The organism is Hydrogenophaga sp., assembly GCF_018780385.1.
In the GTDB taxonomy this organism is placed as follows: domain Bacteria; phylum Pseudomonadota; class Gammaproteobacteria; order Burkholderiales; family Burkholderiaceae_C; genus Hydrogenophaga.
Genome location: NZ_JADMJO010000006.1, coordinates 34,196 through 49,960 on the forward strand (window position 1 = coordinate 34,196; position 15,765 = coordinate 49,960).

The 15,765-nt window shown below is 64.9% G+C and carries 14 protein-coding genes and 2 tRNA genes; 5 read left to right on the forward strand and 11 right to left on the reverse strand.

The features are described from left to right. Positions 1 to 16: 16 nt before the first annotated feature. From IV113_RS05600 to IV113_RS05615, 4 genes are all read right to left on the reverse strand, one after another. Positions 17 to 1,345 carry a malonyl-CoA decarboxylase gene (locus IV113_RS05600; protein WP_291081656.1) on the reverse strand — a complete coding sequence of 443 codons (1,329 nt, stop codon included), beginning with the start codon at positions 1,343 to 1,345 and terminating at the stop codon, positions 17 to 19. Continuing rightward, on the reverse strand, positions 1,342 to 2,010 hold the full coding sequence (locus IV113_RS05605; protein ID WP_291081657.1) for a GntR family transcriptional regulator: 669 nt from the start codon (positions 2,008 to 2,010) through the stop codon (positions 1,342 to 1,344). Before IV113_RS05605 ends, IV113_RS05600 begins: the two co-directional genes overlap by 4 nt. A gap of 187 nt (positions 2,011 to 2,197) precedes the next feature. Beyond that, complete coding sequence (lgt, locus tag IV113_RS05610) at positions 2,198 to 2,998, reverse strand: prolipoprotein diacylglyceryl transferase (RefSeq protein ID WP_291081658.1); 801 nt, start codon at positions 2,996 to 2,998, stop codon at positions 2,198 to 2,200. 128 nt (positions 2,999 to 3,126) lie between these two features. Continuing rightward, positions 3,127 to 4,101, reverse strand: coding sequence for a LysR family transcriptional regulator (locus tag IV113_RS05615; RefSeq protein WP_291081659.1), 975 nt, complete (start codon positions 4,099 to 4,101; stop codon positions 3,127 to 3,129). A gap of 98 nt (positions 4,102 to 4,199) precedes the next feature. On the opposite strand from IV113_RS05615, the gene ilvD reads away from it, so the two are divergent. After that, positions 4,200 to 5,906, forward strand: a complete 1,707-nt coding sequence (ilvD, locus tag IV113_RS05620) for a dihydroxy-acid dehydratase (protein WP_291081660.1) — start codon at positions 4,200 to 4,202, stop codon at positions 5,904 to 5,906. A gap of 7 nt (positions 5,907 to 5,913) precedes the next feature. On the opposite strand, the gene IV113_RS05625 is transcribed toward ilvD, so the two are convergent. Continuing rightward, the gene (locus IV113_RS05625; protein WP_291081661.1) at positions 5,914 to 6,159 is read right to left on the reverse strand and encodes a TIGR04438 family Trp-rich protein; all 246 of its coding nucleotides are present in this window, start codon (positions 6,157 to 6,159) and stop codon (positions 5,914 to 5,916) included. A gap of 124 nt (positions 6,160 to 6,283) precedes the next feature. On the opposite strand from IV113_RS05625, the gene IV113_RS05630 reads away from it, so the two are divergent. Then, entirely contained in the window at positions 6,284 to 6,589 is a 306-nt protein-coding gene (locus IV113_RS05630; protein ID WP_291081662.1) for a c-type cytochrome, read from the forward strand. A gap of 79 nt (positions 6,590 to 6,668) precedes the next feature. Here IV113_RS05630 and acs read toward each other — a convergent pair whose 3' ends face one another. Further along, complete coding sequence (gene acs, locus IV113_RS05635; RefSeq protein WP_291081663.1) at positions 6,669 to 8,663, reverse strand: acetate--CoA ligase; 1,995 nt, start codon at positions 8,661 to 8,663, stop codon at positions 6,669 to 6,671. 202 nt (positions 8,664 to 8,865) lie between these two features. Here acs and IV113_RS05640 point away from each other — a divergent pair, with 202 nt between their 5' ends. Then, positions 8,866 to 9,465, forward strand: a complete 600-nt coding sequence (locus IV113_RS05640; protein ID WP_291081664.1) for a TIGR00645 family protein — start codon at positions 8,866 to 8,868, stop codon at positions 9,463 to 9,465. Positions 9,466 to 9,473: 8 nt separating this feature from the next. Here IV113_RS05640 and fumC read toward each other — a convergent pair whose 3' ends face one another. Continuing rightward, on the reverse strand, positions 9,474 to 10,859 hold the full coding sequence (gene fumC / locus IV113_RS05645; RefSeq protein WP_291081665.1) for a class II fumarate hydratase: 1,386 nt from the start codon (positions 10,857 to 10,859) through the stop codon (positions 9,474 to 9,476). A gap of 127 nt (positions 10,860 to 10,986) precedes the next feature. On the opposite strand from fumC, the gene IV113_RS05650 reads away from it, so the two are divergent. After that, complete coding sequence (locus tag IV113_RS05650; protein WP_291081666.1) at positions 10,987 to 12,540, forward strand: fumarate hydratase; 1,554 nt, start codon at positions 10,987 to 10,989, stop codon at positions 12,538 to 12,540. Continuing rightward, the gene (murI, locus tag IV113_RS05655; RefSeq protein ID WP_291081667.1) at positions 12,537 to 13,337 is read left to right on the forward strand and encodes a glutamate racemase; all 801 of its coding nucleotides are present in this window, start codon (positions 12,537 to 12,539) and stop codon (positions 13,335 to 13,337) included. Before IV113_RS05650 ends, murI begins: the two co-directional genes overlap by 4 nt. On the opposite strand, the gene IV113_RS05660 is transcribed toward murI, so the two are convergent. The 4 genes from IV113_RS05660 to IV113_RS05675 form a co-directional block, all read right to left on the reverse strand. Then, the gene (locus IV113_RS05660; RefSeq protein WP_291081668.1) at positions 13,326 to 14,642 is read right to left on the reverse strand and encodes an MFS transporter; all 1,317 of its coding nucleotides are present in this window, start codon (positions 14,640 to 14,642) and stop codon (positions 13,326 to 13,328) included. The genes murI and IV113_RS05660 overlap by 12 nt on opposite strands. A gap of 85 nt (positions 14,643 to 14,727) precedes the next feature. Beyond that, positions 14,728 to 15,351 (reverse strand): DUF6806 family protein, encoded by a 624-nt coding sequence (locus IV113_RS05665; RefSeq protein WP_291081669.1) that lies wholly within the window; start codon positions 15,349 to 15,351, stop codon positions 14,728 to 14,730. Positions 15,352 to 15,392: 41 nt separating this feature from the next. Further along, positions 15,393 to 15,485, reverse strand: a tRNA-Leu gene (locus tag IV113_RS05670). A 114-nt stretch (positions 15,486 to 15,599) separates the two neighbouring features. Beyond that, positions 15,600 to 15,673, reverse strand: a tRNA-Cys gene (locus IV113_RS05675). Positions 15,674 to 15,765 lie beyond the last annotated feature (92 nt).

Sequence of the window (15,765 nt, forward strand, 5' to 3'; positions counted from 1 at the left end):
TTATGAAAAAGCAGCGTCAAAGGTACAGGTCTTCGATCGCTGGGGCTATCGGGATCTTTCCCTGCGCGAGCCAGGCGCGGTGTTTCTCCAGGCGTTTGAGGTCATAGAGGTAATTGACCATCAAGCCATACGATTGTTTGGTGCCTTTGTTCGACGGATCGCCCGCCCAGTTCAGTCGCTCCACACGGGCACCGTTGCCCAGGTGGAAACGCGCCACCGGGTCCAGCGGCTTGCCGCCCTGCATCTCGTTGCCCAGATAGCGCGCAGCCCAGCCCAGCAGCGCCTTGCGCTCGGGCGCGGCCTCGGAAAGGTCTTCCAGGTTCTCCCAGCTTTTGAGCAATTCGGCCGGTGCATTCTTGTTCAGCCAGGCGCGCAAACCCGGTATGGGCGAGAGCGTGACGAACACCTTGAGCTTGGGAAATTCCTGGTGCAGCGTCTCGACCACGCGCTTGATCAGCGAGTCGCCAAAGCTCACGCCACGCAGCCCGTTCTGGGTGTTGCTGATCGAATAGAAGATGGCTGTGTTGGCCTTGGCAATGTCGACCGGATCGGCCTCCTCGTCCAGCAGCGGCGTGATGCAGTCGGCGATCTCGTTCATGAGCGCCACTTCCACGAAGATCAGCGGCTCTTCAGGCAGGCGCGGGTGAAAGAAACCGTAGCAGCGGCGGTCGCCGTCGAGCCGGTTCTTCACATCGGCCCAGCTGCGAATGTCGTGCACGGCTTCGTACTTGATGAGCTTTTCCACCAGCGAGGCCGGCGAATCCCAGCTGATGCGGCGCAGCTCCAGAAATCCCACGTCGAACCAGGTGGAGAACATGTATTCCATCTCCACGTCGAGTGCGAGCAAGCGCTTGTCGCCCTTGAGGTGAGACTGCATCTCGGCACGCAGATCGACCAGAAAACGGATGCCCTCGGGGTGCGCGCTGAAGCGCTGCAATATGCGCCGACGGGGGGACACCGTGGCCCGGCGGTACAGCACCTCGGCAGCGGCCTCGTCTGGCGTGCCCACTGCGGCTGCAAACTGGGTCTGGGCGGCCTTGATCTGCTCGACGTCGGCCACGAACTGCTCGCTCATGAGCAGCCACAGGTCGCGCCGTTGCGGCGGTGTGGCCTTGGCGTACCAGGCCATCAGGTCTTGAGCGCGGCGCCCGCCCTCCACCTCGCTCAGAAGCGGATCGACGATGCCCTTGAGCTGGTCGAGCAGGTGGCGCAACTGGCGCGGCGACATCGCCTCGTCGTCATGGCGCAGCGCTCCCTTCAGGCGCTCCTGGGTCGACCGCACGCCCGCCTTGGCGCCCGGACGCAACATGGAAGCGCCTTTTTCCAACCATTCAGCGGTGTTCATGCCGTGATCCTCGAAGTGTTGCTGCGCGCAAGTTCGCGCAGGGCCACGCGTTGGCGCGTGAGGTGGGTGCGCATGGCGGCCTCGGCGCCTTCGGCATCGCGCGCCTTGAGCGCGGCAAACACCGCCATGTGCTCGGACAGACTCTGGTCCAACCGGCCCGGCGCGTGCAGTTGCTGCAGGCGCGCGAGCTTGACGATCTTGCGCAGGTCACCGATCACCTGGGCCAGCCAGCGGTTGTTGGCCAGGGTGATGATGGCTTCGTGGATGGCGAAGTTGGCCTGGTAGTAATCGTTGATGCGGCGCGCCTTGGCGCAGCGGTTCAGGCGGTCGTGCATCTGCTCCAGCGTCACCAGATCGGCGTCGGTGGCGTTGCTCGCGGCCTCGAATGCGCAACGGCCTTCGAGCAGGGCGATGACGGGAAAGATCTCGTCGAGGTCGCGCTCGGTGATCTGGTTGACGAAACATCCCCGCCGTGGCTCGTGGCGCACCAGGCCTTCGGCGGCCAGCACCTTGAGCGCCTCGCGCAGAGGCGTGCGTGAGATCGCCCATTCCCCGCAGAGCCCCAGTTCGTCGATGAAGCTGCCAGGCGCCAGCACACCGTCGAAGATGCGCTCGCGAAGCTTCGCGGCCACTTCGTCGTGCAGGGAGTTGAGCACCAGTCGCATTGGCTTGGGTCCGTCCGTAATCACCTGTAATTACGACCAATTCTAAAAAATCCCCGGTCATCTGTCCCGGGGATTTACCCTTGCGGCGACGAAGGGTGAACAGATCCGCCGCCGGGCCGCCCCTAGGCGGATCAGCCCCCTCAGGGGGCAGCGACCCGCGAAGCGGTGAAGCGTGGGGGCAGCGACCCTAGCTGCGCCGGCCGAACCACCACCACATGAAGGCACCCGCCAGGACCATGGGCACACACAGCCACTGGCCCATGCTCATGCCCATCGAGAGCAGCCCCAGGTGGGCGTCGGGCTCGCGGAAGAACTCCGCGATGAAACGGAACACGCCATAGCCCATGAGGAACACGGCCGACACCCGACCGCGCGCACGTGGCTTGCGGGCGTAGAGCCAGAGCAGCACGAAGAGCAACAAGCCCTCGAGCAGGAACTGGTAGACCTGCGAAGGGTGGCGCGGCGCATCGCCCGCGCCGGGAAACACCATGCCCCAGGGCAATGACGGGTCGGCCACACGGCCCCAGAGTTCGCCATTGATGAAGTTGCCCACGCGGCCCGCGGCCAGACCGGTCGGCACGCAGGGCGCCACGAAGTCCATCACTTCCATGAACGGCCGCTGGCGGCTGCGCGCGTACCAGACCATGGCCAGCATCACGCCGATCAGGCCCCCATGAAAGCTCATGCCGCCCTGCCAGATCGCAAAAATCTCCAGCGGGTTGGCCAGGTAGTAGGCCGGCTTGTAGAACAGGCAGTAGCCGATGCGCCCGCCTGCCACCACACCGAGCACGCCGAGGAACAGGATGTCCTCCACGTCGCGCCGCGTCCACGGCGGGTTGGTGATGCCGACAAACGGCTGGTGGCGCAGGCGCAGATTGGCCAGCCACATGAAGAGGCCGAAGGCCGCCAAGTACGTGAGGCCGTACCAGTGGATGGCCAACGGGCCGATCTGCAGGGCGACGGGGTCGATTTGAGGGTGTTGGAGCATGGGTGGAATTGTGGCAGCGATCCGGCGCCGGGCCGCCCCAAGCCGGATCAGCCCCCTCGGGGGGCAGCGATCCGCGCAGCGGCGGAGCGTGGGGGCAGCGATCCGGCGCCGGGCCGCCCCAAGCCGGATCAGCCCCCTCGGGGGGCAGCGACCCGCGCAGCGGTGGAGCGTGGGGGCACAACATCCTGCTCCCGCGCAAAACCAATGAAATGCGCCAACGCCGGGCTCACCGCATCGGCGCGCCACACCAGGCTGGTCTCACACGCCGGCACCGCCCTGCCGCGCGGCCAAGCCACCGATCGGTACACCACGCCGGGGCGCTGGAACTGTCGCACGCTCTGCGGCACCCAGGCCATGCCCAACCCCGCCGACACCAGGTTCACGATGGTCTGCATCTGGATCGCTTCCTGCGCCACCTGCGGCACACGGCCGGCCGCGTTGTACAGCGCAAAGATCGCATCGAACAGCGAGGGCAGGATGCGCCGCGGGAAGATCACCAGCGGCTCGGCCAGCAGGCGCTTGAGCGCAGGGCGCTCCTCGGCAGCCAGGGGGTGCGATTCGGGCAGCGCCACCACCAGCGGCTCGGTGGCAATCAGGGCGTGGGCCAAACCCGGGGTGGTGAAGCCGGGTGAATGCAGAACGAAGCCGGCGTCCACCTCGCCACGGGCGAGCAGATCCAGCTGCACATCACCCGTGGCCTCGATCAGCTCCAGCGCCACCTGCGGCCACTGTTCGCGAAAGGCGCGCACCCAGCGCGGCAGCAACTCGAAACCGACCGTGGACACGAATGCGAGCCGCAACCGCCCCAACTCGCCGGCCGCGGCAGCGCGCGCCAGCTCGGGCAAGGCCTGCGCGCGGCTGAGCAAGTCGCGCACCTCGGGCAGCAGCGCCGCGCCGGCCGGCGTGATCTGCACGCTGCGCTGGGTGCGCTCGAACAGGCGCACGCCCAGCGCCGCTTCCAGTCCGGCGATGGCCTGGGTCAGCGGCGGCTGGGTCATGTGCAGGCGCGCAGCGGCCCGGCCGAAGTGCAGTTCCTCGGCCAGCGCCACGAACTGGCGCCATTGGCGCAATTCAATACGCAGCGATCTGGATGGAGCATTCATATGCCGAGCGTATCAAACCAGCCCCTCAAAGCAATTGGAAAGCTGCCGGGGGCTGCCGCATACTTGGCGCTCTTTTCCCCCACCCACGAGACAAGACCATGGCCGACAACAAAACCATCCCGATCAAGCCCATCAACAGCCGCAGTGCCAACATCACGCAAGGCAAGTCGCGCGCGCCCAACCGTTCCATGTACTACGCCATGGGCTACGAGGAAGGCGACTTCGTCAAACCCATGGTGGGCGTGGCCAACGGTCACAGCACGATCACACCGTGCAACTCGGGTCTGCAGAAGCTGGCCGACGCGGCCATCGCCGGCATCGAGGAAGCCGGCGGCAACGCCCAGGTGTTCGGCACGCCCACCATCTCCGACGGTATGGCCATGGGCACCGAGGGCATGAAGTACTCGCTGGTGAGCCGCGAGGTGATCTCCGACTGCATCGAGACCTGCGTTGGCGGCCAGTGGATGGATGGCGTGGTGGTGGTCGGTGGCTGCGACAAGAACATGCCTGGCGGCCTGATGGGCATGCTGCGCGCCAACGTGCCCGCGATCTATGTGTACGGCGGCACCATCCTGCCAGGCCGCTGGAAAGACCAGGACCTCAACATCGTCAGCGTGTTCGAGGCCGTGGGCCAGAATGCGGCCGGCAACATGAGCGACGAAGACCTGCGTGAGATCGAGATGCGCGCCATCCCCGGCACCGGCTCCTGTGGCGGCATGTACACCGCCAACACCATGTCTTCGGCGTTTGAGGCGCTGGGCATCTCGCTGCCCTACTCCAGCACCATGGCCAACCCGCACGACGAGAAGATGAACTCGGCCAAGGAGTCGGCCAAGGTGCTGATCGAGGCGATCAAGAAAGACATCAAGCCGCGCGACATCGTGACCAAAAAGGCCATCGAAAACGCGGTGGCGGTGATCATGGCCACCGGTGGCTCGACCAACGCGGTGCTGCACTTCCTGGCCATCGCGCACGCGGCCGAAGTCGAATGGACCATCGACGACTTCGAGCGTGTGCGCCAGAAAACGCCCGTGTTGTGTGACCTCAAGCCCAGCGGCAAATACCTCGCGGTCGACCTGCACAAGGCCGGCGGCATTCCGCAAGTCATGAAGGTGCTGCTCAACGCCGGCTTGCTGCACGGCGACTGCCTGACCATCAGCGGCCAGACGATTGCCGAGGTGCTCAAGGACGTGCCGGATGCACCGCGCGCCGACCAGGACGTGATTCGCCCGATCGACAAGCCCATGTACGAGCACGGCCACCTGGCCATCCTCAAGGGCAACCTCAGCCCCGAAGGCGCGGTGGCCAAGATCACCGGCCTGAAGAACCCGGTGATGACCGGCCCGGCGCGCGTGTTCGACGACGAGCAGTCGGCGCTGCAGGCCATCCTGGACGGCAAGATCCAGGCGGGCGACGTGATGGTGCTGCGTTACCTCGGCCCCAAAGGCGGCCCGGGCATGCCCGAGATGCTGGCACCCACGGGCGCGCTGATCGGAGCGGGCCTGGGCGAGAGCGTGGGCCTGATCACCGACGGCCGTTTCTCGGGCGGCACCTGGGGCATGGTGGTGGGCCACGTGGCACCCGAGGCCGCTGCCGGCGGCACGATCGCATTTGTGAACGAAGGCGACAGCATCACCATCGACGCGCACAAACTGCTGCTGGAGCTCAACGTGCCGGAGGCCGACATCGAGAAGCGCCGTGCGGCGTGGACGGCACCTGCGCCGCGCTACACCCGCGGCGTGCAGGCCAAGTTTGCGTTCAACGCTTCCAGCGCCAGCAAGGGCGCCGTGTTGGACAACTACTGACGAGGTTTCAGCGCGAGCGGCGCTTGGTCTTCATGCCAAGGTTCTCGCGCTGTTTGTCGATGCGGCCCTGCTTTTTCTTGTCCATCTTGTCCATCTCGCGGCGCTTGGTGTAGCCGGTGGCGTCGGCCCAGGCCCACCAAACCACGGCCAGGGCAAAGGGCGTCAACACCCACCACCATGAGAGATCGGCCACGAAGCCCACTTCGAGGTACTTCATCAGCATCAGGATCACGCCCAGGATCAGCAAATACATCACACGCTCCAGTAAAGGTCCGACAAAGTGGGGCAAGAATCTGTAAGCGATCGTTTCACCATGGCCTTGCATCGTTAAAATCCACTCCGTGCTGGCATCAGCATTCACTCACAAGGACAACCCCATGAAACGCGCTCTCCTGATTATGGCCGCCATGACCACGCTGGCGGCTCCTGCTTTCGCCGACGAGGCTCTGGCCAAAAGCAAGAACTGCATGGCCTGCCACGCAGTGGACAAGAAGCTGGTGGGCCCTTCCTACAAGGACGTGGCCAAGAAGTACACCGGCGACGCCAAGGCAGTCGATGCATTGGCCGTCAAGATCGTCAAGGGCGGTTCCGGCGTGTGGGGCGCGATCCCCATGCCCGCCAACACGCAGGTGAGCGAAGCCGATGCCAAGAAGCTGGCGGCCTGGGTCCTGAGCCAGAAGTAATCTCTGGTTCCTCCAACAAAAAACCCGCTGGATTCCAGCGGGTTTTTTGTTGCCGGCACGGGACCGCAGTCCCGGGCGATCAGTTGTTCTCCGACAACTGATCCAGGATGGCCGGGTTCTCCAGCGTCGACGTGTCCTGCGTGATGGCCTCGCCCTTGGCGATCGAGCGCAGCAGGCGGCGCATGATCTTGCCGCTGCGGGTCTTGGGCAGGTTGTCACCGAAGCGGATGTCCTTCGGTTTGGCGATCGGGCCGATTTCCTTGCCCACCCAGTCGCGTAAGATCTTGGCGATGGCCTTGGCCTCCTCACCGGTGGGGCGCGAGCGCTTGAGCACCACGAAAGCCACGATGGCCTCGCCCGTGAGGTCGTCCGGACGACCCACCACGGCGGCTTCGGCCACCAGATCGGTCTTGCTCACCAGGGCCGACTCGATCTCCATCGTGCCCATGCGGTGGCCCGACACGTTGAGCACGTCGTCGATGCGCCCGGTGATGCGGAAGTAGCCGCGGTCGGCGCTGCGCACCGCGCCGTCCCCGGCCAGGTAGTAGCCCTTGAGCTCGTCGGGGAAGTAGCTCTTCTTGAAACGCTCGGGGTCGCCCCAGATGGTGCGGATCATCGAAGGCCAGGGCTTCTTCACCACCAGGATGCCACCCGAGCCGTTGGGCACATCGATGCCGGCTTCGTCGACGATGGCCGCGGCAATGCCGGGCAGCGGCAACGTGCATGAGCCCGGCACCAGCGGCGTGGCGCCCGGCAGCGGCGTGATCATGTGGCCACCGGTCTCGGTTTGCCAGAAGGTGTCCACGATGGGGCAACGCTCGCCACCCACGTGTTTGTAGTACCACATCCAGGCCTCGGGGTTGATGGGCTCGCCCACCGAGCCGAGCAAGCGCAGGCTGGTCAGATCGGAGCGTGCCGGATGCACTTTTTCATCGCCTTCGGCCGCCTTGATCAGCGAGCGGATCGCCGTGGGCGCGGTGTAGAAAATGGTGCACTTGTGCTTCTCGATCATCTGCCAGAAACGACCGGCGTTCGGGTACGTGGGCACGCCCTCGAACACGATCTGCGTGGCGCCGGCGGCCAGCGGGCCGTAGGTCACGTAGGTATGACCGGTGATCCAGCCGATGTCGGCCGTGCACCAGAAAATGTCGTCGGCCTTCAAGTCGAAGGTCCAGTTCATGGTGAGATTGGCCCACAGCAGGTAGCCGCCGGTGCTGTGCTGCACGCCTTTGGGCTTGCCAGTGGAGCCGGAGGTGTAGAGCACGAACAGCGGGTGCTCGGCGCTCACCATTTCGGCGGGGCACACATCAGACTCGCTGGCCATCACCTCGTGCATGAAGCTGTCGCGCCCGGCCACCATGTTGCAGGCGGTGGGCGTGCGCTGGAACACGATCACATTCTTGATGCACTCGCAGCCGCCCATGGTGATGCCGTCGTCCACGATCGCCTTGAGCGGCAGTTCCTTGCCACCGCGCAACTGGTAGTTGGCGGTGATCACGGCCACGGCACCCGCGTCCTGAATGCGCTCCTGCAGCGCCTTGGCCGAGAAGCCGCCAAACACCACACTGTGGGTGGCGCCAATGCGGGCACATGCCTGCATGGCCACCACGCCTTCAACCGTCATGGGCATGTAGATGACGACACGGTCGCCCTTCTTCACGCCGCGCGCCTTGAGCGCATTGGCAAAGCGCGAGACCTTGGCCAGCAGTTCCTTGTAGCTGACCTTGGTGACCTCGCCACCGTCGGCTTCAAAGATGATGGCAGTCTTGTTCTCCACCGGCGTGCCCATGTGGCGGTCCAGGCAGTTGTACGAGGCGTTGAGCTCGCCGTCCTCGAACCATTTGTAAAACGGCGCGTTGGAGGAGTCCAGCGTCTTGGTGAAGGGCGTGGCCCATGTCAGCGTCTCACGGGCCAGACGCGCCCAGAAACCCTCGAAGTCCTTGTCGGCCTCGTCGCACAGTGCCTGGTAGGCTGCCATGCCCGACACCCGGGCAGCCTTGACGGTTGCTGCGGTGGGTTCAAAAACGCGGTTCTCGACCAGAGTGGATTCGATGGACGTCGACGGTGCGGACATGGGCAGTCTCCTCAGATGTTGTGGATTCGGATCAACCGATGACTGTGGGCAAAGGCTCTTACGAGCCACTTACATGGCGGGCAACACGCCCGTTCGGCCGACCCGGTACATCGGTACAAACCCGGACTCAGCGCAACGGCCACCCTACAATACACCGGCTTTGTGGCCGCCCGTCCCGGGCACCCGGCGCATTGCCTCTCCCATGACCGATCCTGTCAAAACTCCTGTCCCGGTTCGCGCCTTGCCCAACCTGATCTTCGCCAGCCGCTGGCTTCAGTTGCCGCTCTACATTGGCCTGATCGCAGCGCAATGTATCTACGTCTTTCACTTCTGGGTCGAACTGGTCCATCTGGTCGAAGCGGCCTTTGGCAGTCAGGTGGCGCTCGAAAAACTCGTCAGCAGCATTGGCTACAAAAGCGATGTGCAGCTGACCGGTTTGAACGAGACGGTGATCATGCTGGTGGTGCTGGCCCTGATCGACGTGGTCATGATCTCCAACCTGCTGATCATGGTGATCATCGGTGGCTACGAGACTTTCGTGAGCCGGATGAATCTGGAGAACCACCCGGATCAACCCGAGTGGCTGAGCCATGTGAATGCCTCGGTGCTCAAGGTGAAACTGGCCACGGCCATCATCGGCATCAGCTCGATCCACCTGCTGAAGACCTTCATCAACGCCGCCAACTACGACGAGAAGGTGCTGATGTGGCAAACCATCATCCACGTGGTGTTCCTGCTCAGCGCCATGGCCATTGCCATGACCGACAAGCTGATGCAGCAACCCGTGGGCTCCAGGCACTGAGGAGCGCGTCAGCGCCCCACCATCTGCTCGGGCCGCACCCACTGGTCGAACTGCTCGGCCGTGACGAAGCCCAGCGCCAGCGCCGCCTCGCGCAGGCTGCTGCCCTCCTTGTGCGCCTTCTTCGCGATCTGCGCCGCCTTGTCGTAGCCGATGTGCGGATTGAGCGCGGTCACCAGCATCAGTGACCGGTCCACCAATTCGGCGATGCGTGCGCGGTTGGGCTCGATGCCCACGGCGCAGTGGTCGTTGAAGCTCTTCATGCCGTCGGCCAGCAGCCGAACGCTTTGCAGGAAGTTGTGCGCCACCATCGGGCGGAACACATTGAGTTCGAAGTTGCCCGAGGCACCGCCGATGTTGATGGCCACGTCGTTGCCCATCACCTGGGCGCACAGCATGGTCACCGCTTCGCTCTGCGTGGGGTTGACCTTGCCGGGCATGATGGACGAGCCCGGCTCGTTCTCCGGGATGCTCAGCTCGCCGATGCCGCTGCGCGGCCCGCTGGCCAGCCAGCGCACGTCGTTGGCGATCTTGTTCATGCTCGCGGCCAGGGTTTTGAGCGCACCGTGCGCATGCACGAGGGCGTCGACGCTGGCCATGTTCTCGAACTTGTTGGGTGCGCTCACCAAGGGCAACCCGGTGAGCCGGGCCAGCTCGGCCGCCACCGCCTCGGCGTAACCCTGGGGCGCGTTCAGGCCGGTGCCAACGGCCGTGCCGCCCAGAGCCAGTTCACACAGGTGCGGCAGCGCATCGCGCACATGCCGTGCGCAGTGGTCCAGTTGCGCGACGTAGCCCGAGAACTCCTGACCCAGCGTGAGCGGTGTGGCGTCCTGCAGGTGGGTGCGGCCGATCTTCACGATGTCGTTGAAATCGGCGGCTTTCTGCCCCAGCGTTGCGCCCAGGCACGCGATGGCTGGCAGAAGCCTGTTGGTGATCGCGTCGACCGCCGCCACGTGCATGGCCGTGGGAAACACATCGTTGCTCGACTGGCTGCGGTTCACGTCATCGTTGGGGTGCACCAGTCGGCCTTCGCCGCGCGATCCCCCCAGCAACTCGCTGGCGCGGTTGGCGAGCACCTCGTTGAGGTTCATGTTGGTCTGTGTGCCCGAACCGGTCTGCCACACCACCAGCGGAAACTCGGCCTCGTGCTGCCCGGCGATCACCTCGTCGGCCGCAGCGACGATGGCACCGGTTTTCTTCTCGTCCTGCAGCCCGAGCGCGCGGTTCACCACGGCGGATGCACGCTTGACCTGCGCCAATGCGCGGATGAGTTCACGCGGTTGGCGCTCACCCGAGATATCGAAGTTCTGCAGCGAGCGCTGGGTCTGGGCGCCCCACAGCCTCTCAGCGGGCACGACAACCTCGCCCATGGTGTCGCGTTCGATCCGGGTCTTCATAGCGCTCTCCTGTGTCAGCTGGCGTTGGGACGACCTGTCAAAATACCGGCTGGCCCACCGTAGCAGACTATGCGCCGCCACGGCCACTGCGGCAACGGCCCACCCGACCACAACCTCCCCCACCGCCATGACCACGAGCATCCGCCAGAACGACCTGATCGAATCCGTCGCCGCCGCCCTGCAGTACATCAGCTACTACCACCCGGCCGACTACATCGCCCACCTGGCCCGCGCCTACGAGCGCGAGCAAAGCGCCGCCGCCAAGGACGCGATCGCGCAGATCCTGACCAACAGCAAGATGAGCGCCACCGGCCACCGCCCGATCTGCCAGGACACCGGCATCGTCAACGTGTTCCTGAAGGTGGGCATGAACGTGAAGCTCGACGGCTTCACCGGCAGCCTGGAAGACGCCATCAACGAAGGCGTGCGCCAGGGCTACAACCACCCCGACAACCAGCTGCGCGCCTCGGTTGTGGCCGACCCGCAGTTCGCACGCAAGAACACCAAGGACAACACCCCCGCCGTGATCTTCACCGAGCTCGTGCCCGGAGACACGGTGGAAGTGACCGTGGCGGCCAAAGGCGGCGGCAGCGAGAACAAGAGCAAGATGATCATGCTCAACCCCGGTGACTCCGTGGTCGACTGGGTGATGAAGACCGTGCCCACCATGGGCGCCGGCTGGTGCCCCCCGGGCATGCTGGGCATCGGCATCGGCGGCACCGCCGAGAAAGCCGTGCTGATGGCCAAGGAAAGCCTGATGGACGACATCGACATGTACGAGCTGCAGGCCAAAGCCTCCAAGGGCGAGAAGCTCAGCCAGGTCGAAGAACTGCGACTGGAACTGTTTGACAAGGTCAACGCGCTGGGCATCGGCGCGCAGGGCCTGGGTGGTCTCACCACCGTGCTCGACATCAAGATCAAGATGTACCCCACGCACGCGGCCAGCAAGCCGGTGGCCATGATCCCCAACTGCGCCGCCACGCGCCACGCGCACTTCGTGCTCGACGGCAGCGGCCCGGTGTACCTGGAAGCACCCAGCCTGGACCTGTGGCCCAACGTGAACTGGGTGCCCGACACGCAGAAGAGCCAGCGCGTGGATCTGAACAAGCTCACCAAGGCCGAGGTGGCCAGCTGGAAGCCCGGCCAGACCCTGCTGCTCAACGGCAAGATGCTCACCGGCCGCGACGCCGCGCACAAACGCATCCAGACCATGCTGGCCCAAGGCGAAAAGCTGCCGGTGGACTTCACCGACCGCGTCATTTACTACGTCGGCCCGGTCGACCCGGTGCGCGACGAGGCCGTGGGCCCTGCCGGCCCCACCACCGCCACGCGCATGGACGGCTTCACCGACATGATGCTTGAGCAAACCGGTTTGATCGCCATGATTGGCAAGGCCGAGCGCGGCCCGGTCGCCATCGAATCCATCAAGCAGCACAAGAGCGCGTATCTCATGGCCGTCGGCGGCGCCGCCTACCTCGTGTCCAAGGCCATCAAGCACGCCAGGGTGGTGGGCTTCGAAGACCTGGGCATGGAAGCGATCTACGAATTCGACGTGGTCGACATGCCGGTGACGGTGGCAGTGGATTCGGGTGGCACCAGCGCCCACATCACCGGCCCGGCCGAGTGGCAGAAGCGCATCGCCACCGGCGAGTTCAAGGGCATCAGCGTCGCCGCTGCTTGAAAACCGTCGGCGTGTTCGACAGCGGGGTCGGCGGCCTGAGCGTGCTGCGCGCCCTGCTGACCGAGCTGCCGGGCGTGCGCTTCGTGTACGTGGCCGACAGCGCCTACGCCCCGTATGGCGAGCGCACGGTCAGCGAGATCACCGACCGATCGGAACGCATCACCGCCTGGCTGCGCCACACCCATCACATCGATGCCCTGGTGGTCGCCTGCAACACCGCCACCGCGCTCGCCATCGACAGCCTGCGCGCCACCCACCCCGAGCTCCCCATCGTGGGCGTGGAGCCTGCGCTCAAGCCCGCCGCGGCCATGAGCCACACGCGTCACATCGGTGTGCTCGCCACGCGCGGCACGCTCAACAGCGAACGTTTCGCGCGCCTGCGCTCGCAACTGGAAAGCGCGGCTTCAAGCCCCGTGCATTTCATCTGCCAGCCCTGCGATGGCCTGGCCGACGCGATCGAGCGTGACGACCTGCAGACCCAACAGACCCTGTGCGCACGCTACGTGGTGGCGCTGCGCGAGCACGCTCCCGGGGACATGGACACCGTGGTGCTGGGTTGCACGCACTACCCCTTTGCGGCCGATGTACTGGCGCAGCTTCTGGGGCCGAATGTGACGCTGGTCGACACGGGCATCGCTGTCGCACGCCGCACACGCGACGTGTTGGGCATGTCCATCGAGACCGTGACCCATGCAACGCCCCCCCTGCTGTTATCGACCGGTGATCCAGAAAAGCTTTCGCAGGCGGCCAGCCGCTGGCTCGGCCTGCGCACCCGCGCCGACCAACTAGTGGCTTGAGGCACCGATCGTTTGAAGCGCAGCCTCCCGGCCGCGCTTCATGTTGACCGGGATCAGCAGCACCAGTCCAATCACGAACAACACGGCGGTGGACCCGATGGCCAGCCGCTGATTGCCCCCCGTCATCCAGGTGATCGCGCCGTAGCTCAGCGGCCCGATGATGCTGGCCACGCGCGTGGCAAAAGTCCACAGACCGAAGAACTCGGCCAGTTGCGCCGGTGGCGCCAGCATGCCGGCCATGGCGCGGCCCGACGACTGGCTTGAGCCCATGCACACCCCCGCAATGGCAGCGGCGTACCAGAAGCCGCCCTTGGTGGTGGTGATGGCCGCGATGATGCAGGTGGCGACCCAACCCACCAGCGTGATGCCTAGCGCCAGCTTGTGGCCCAGGCGGTCCTGCCAGTAGCCGAAGGCGAACGCACCCACCATGGCGGCGATGTTGAGCACAAAGATCAGCGCCATGGTTTCCTGCTGTACGAAGCCGATCACCTGCTCGGCGTAGATGGCCGCCAGCGTGATCGCCACCGCCACGCCGCCCTGGTAAGCGGTGGCGCAGGCCAGCAGCCACATGAAGTCCTGGTAACGCCGTGCCTGCTGGAACGTGTTTCGCAACTGACGGTACGACTGCCTCCAGGCCGAGCCTGTGGTAACACTGGTCTGAGGCCTTGCGCGCTCGCGCAGCAGAACCAAGGTGAACAACGACGCAACCGCGAACACGGCAGCCGTGATCAGCATGGTCACCGGCACGAACTCGGCTGCCTTCTGCCCTTGCGCCTGCGCCCACAACACATAGGCCAGGCTCAAGCCCAGGGCCAACATGCCACCGCAGTAACCCAGGCTCCAACCCCATCCGCTCACCCGACCCATCGCCGACGGCCTGGCCAGCTCCGGGAGGAATGCCGCCACGAGGGACTCGCCCCAGGCAAAGAACACGTTGGACACCACGATGAGCAGCATGCCCAGCACGACCGCCCCGGGCCCTACCAGGGCCAGCGCCGCTGTGGCAAGCACACAGCCCGCGGTGGTGAACATCAGGAGCCGCTTCTTGGCCGCGTGCTGATCGGCCCAGGCGCCCATGGCCGGGATGGTCAGCATCACGATCAAGTGCGACACGCTCAAGGCCGCGGTCCATGCGAACGCGGCCCACTCGGCACCGTCTGCAACAGCGCCCACGAAGTAGGCGGCGAACACCGCGGTCAACACCACCGTGGTGTAGCCCGAGTTGGCGAAGTCAAACATCGCCCAGCCAAACACCTCGCGCTTGCGCACGCCGGGGTTCAGGGCATCGGTGGAAAAAAAAGACATGGACGCTCCGGGCGGCGGGCTGGGGTCCCGCCATGCAGCGCAGTCTAGGGCCTGTGGATGTCAGGCCGACGCATCCCGTCGCGGATCAGTGAAGGTGACGCGGCTTGCGCGGGCCACCATGGCCCGAGGGACCACCGTAGCCACGCGGGGGTTTGCCCAGTTGCATGGAACTGACCAGGGCATCAAAGCGCTGTGTGAAGAGCTTGTCGATCGAGCCCACTACGTCGCCCAGTTCGGCGGCATCGAAGTGGCGCTCCATGACGTGGAGCACATCCTGGACCAGCAAGTCGCGTTGCACCTGCATGATGGCGGCCGGCGTGGGCCCGACAAAGCACATCAGGAAGTCATCGCGCGCTTCTTCCTCGGAGGATTCGTCTTCCTCGTCGAACTCGGCATCGTAGAACGACACCTCCAGCGGTGCACCGGTGGCCGCAATGTCGTTGAGGCCCATGCAAGCCTCTTCGATCACCTGGCGAAAGTCCTCGTCGCCGGGCACTGTCCAGCAGATTTGCAGCACGTGGGCTTCGGCGTCAAAGCGGATGCCCGGTTCGTCTTCGTAGCTGCTCTCCGCCGCAGCCGCCAGCGACTTGGCACCGGCATACACCCACACGGGTTTGAGGGCGTCCTGGATCTGCGCATAGACCACGTCCTCGCGCAGGGGCACGTCGCCATGCACGTGGATTTCGAAGGGCGCGTTGTATCGGGTCATGAAAACTCACTGTACCGGCGAAACCGGAAAAAACCTAGTGCTGGTGCCTCGAACCGGGGTCGAACCGGTACGCTCCCTTTCGGGATGGCGGCGGATTTTAAGTCCGCTGTGTCTACCAATTTCACCATCGAGGCCGAGAGCGGATTGTCGCAGGTGGAGTCACCTTGCAAGCGAGCGAGCCTCATGGACCGAACGGCTGAAATGAAACAACCCCGGCAACGTTCTAGTTGGCGGGGTTGCGGATGATCTGGAGGCGCGATCCGGAGTCGAACCGGACTAACCGGATTTGCAATCCGGGGCATAACCGCTTTGCTATCGCGCCATCAGGGCCGGTACCAACGCACCGATCTGAAAAGGCTACAAAAAAGGGAAGCAGAGCTTCCCTTTTTGAATCTGGAGCGGGAAACGAGACTC

What these genes read in the sequence shown, in the direction of transcription:
- IV113_RS05600 (WP_291081656.1), bottom strand. Translation starts at nt 1,345, where the DNA reads ATGAACACCGCTGAATGGTTGGAAAAAGGCGCTTCCATGTTGCGTCCG.
- IV113_RS05605 (WP_291081657.1), bottom strand. Translation starts at nt 2,010, where the DNA reads ATGCGACTGGTGCTCAACTCCCTGCACGACGAAGTGGCCGCGAAGCTT.
- lgt (WP_291081658.1), bottom strand. Translation starts at nt 2,998, where the DNA reads ATGCTCCAACACCCTCAAATCGACCCCGTCGCCCTGCAGATCGGCCCG.
- IV113_RS05615 (WP_291081659.1), bottom strand. Translation starts at nt 4,101, where the DNA reads ATGAATGCTCCATCCAGATCGCTGCGTATTGAATTGCGCCAATGGCGC.
- ilvD (WP_291081660.1), top strand. Translation starts at nt 4,200, where the DNA reads ATGGCCGACAACAAAACCATCCCGATCAAGCCCATCAACAGCCGCAGT.
- IV113_RS05625 (WP_291081661.1), bottom strand. Translation starts at nt 6,159, where the DNA reads ATGTATTTGCTGATCCTGGGCGTGATCCTGATGCTGATGAAGTACCTC.
- IV113_RS05630 (WP_291081662.1), top strand. Translation starts at nt 6,284, where the DNA reads ATGAAACGCGCTCTCCTGATTATGGCCGCCATGACCACGCTGGCGGCT.
- acs (WP_291081663.1), bottom strand. Translation starts at nt 8,663, where the DNA reads ATGTCCGCACCGTCGACGTCCATCGAATCCACTCTGGTCGAGAACCGC.
- IV113_RS05640 (WP_291081664.1), top strand. Translation starts at nt 8,866, where the DNA reads ATGACCGATCCTGTCAAAACTCCTGTCCCGGTTCGCGCCTTGCCCAAC.
- fumC (WP_291081665.1), bottom strand. Translation starts at nt 10,859, where the DNA reads ATGAAGACCCGGATCGAACGCGACACCATGGGCGAGGTTGTCGTGCCC.
- IV113_RS05650 (WP_291081666.1), top strand. Translation starts at nt 10,987, where the DNA reads ATGACCACGAGCATCCGCCAGAACGACCTGATCGAATCCGTCGCCGCC.
- IV113_RS05660 (WP_291081668.1), bottom strand. Translation starts at nt 14,642, where the DNA reads ATGTCTTTTTTTTCCACCGATGCCCTGAACCCCGGCGTGCGCAAGCGC.
- IV113_RS05665 (WP_291081669.1), bottom strand. Translation starts at nt 15,351, where the DNA reads ATGACCCGATACAACGCGCCCTTCGAAATCCACGTGCATGGCGACGTG.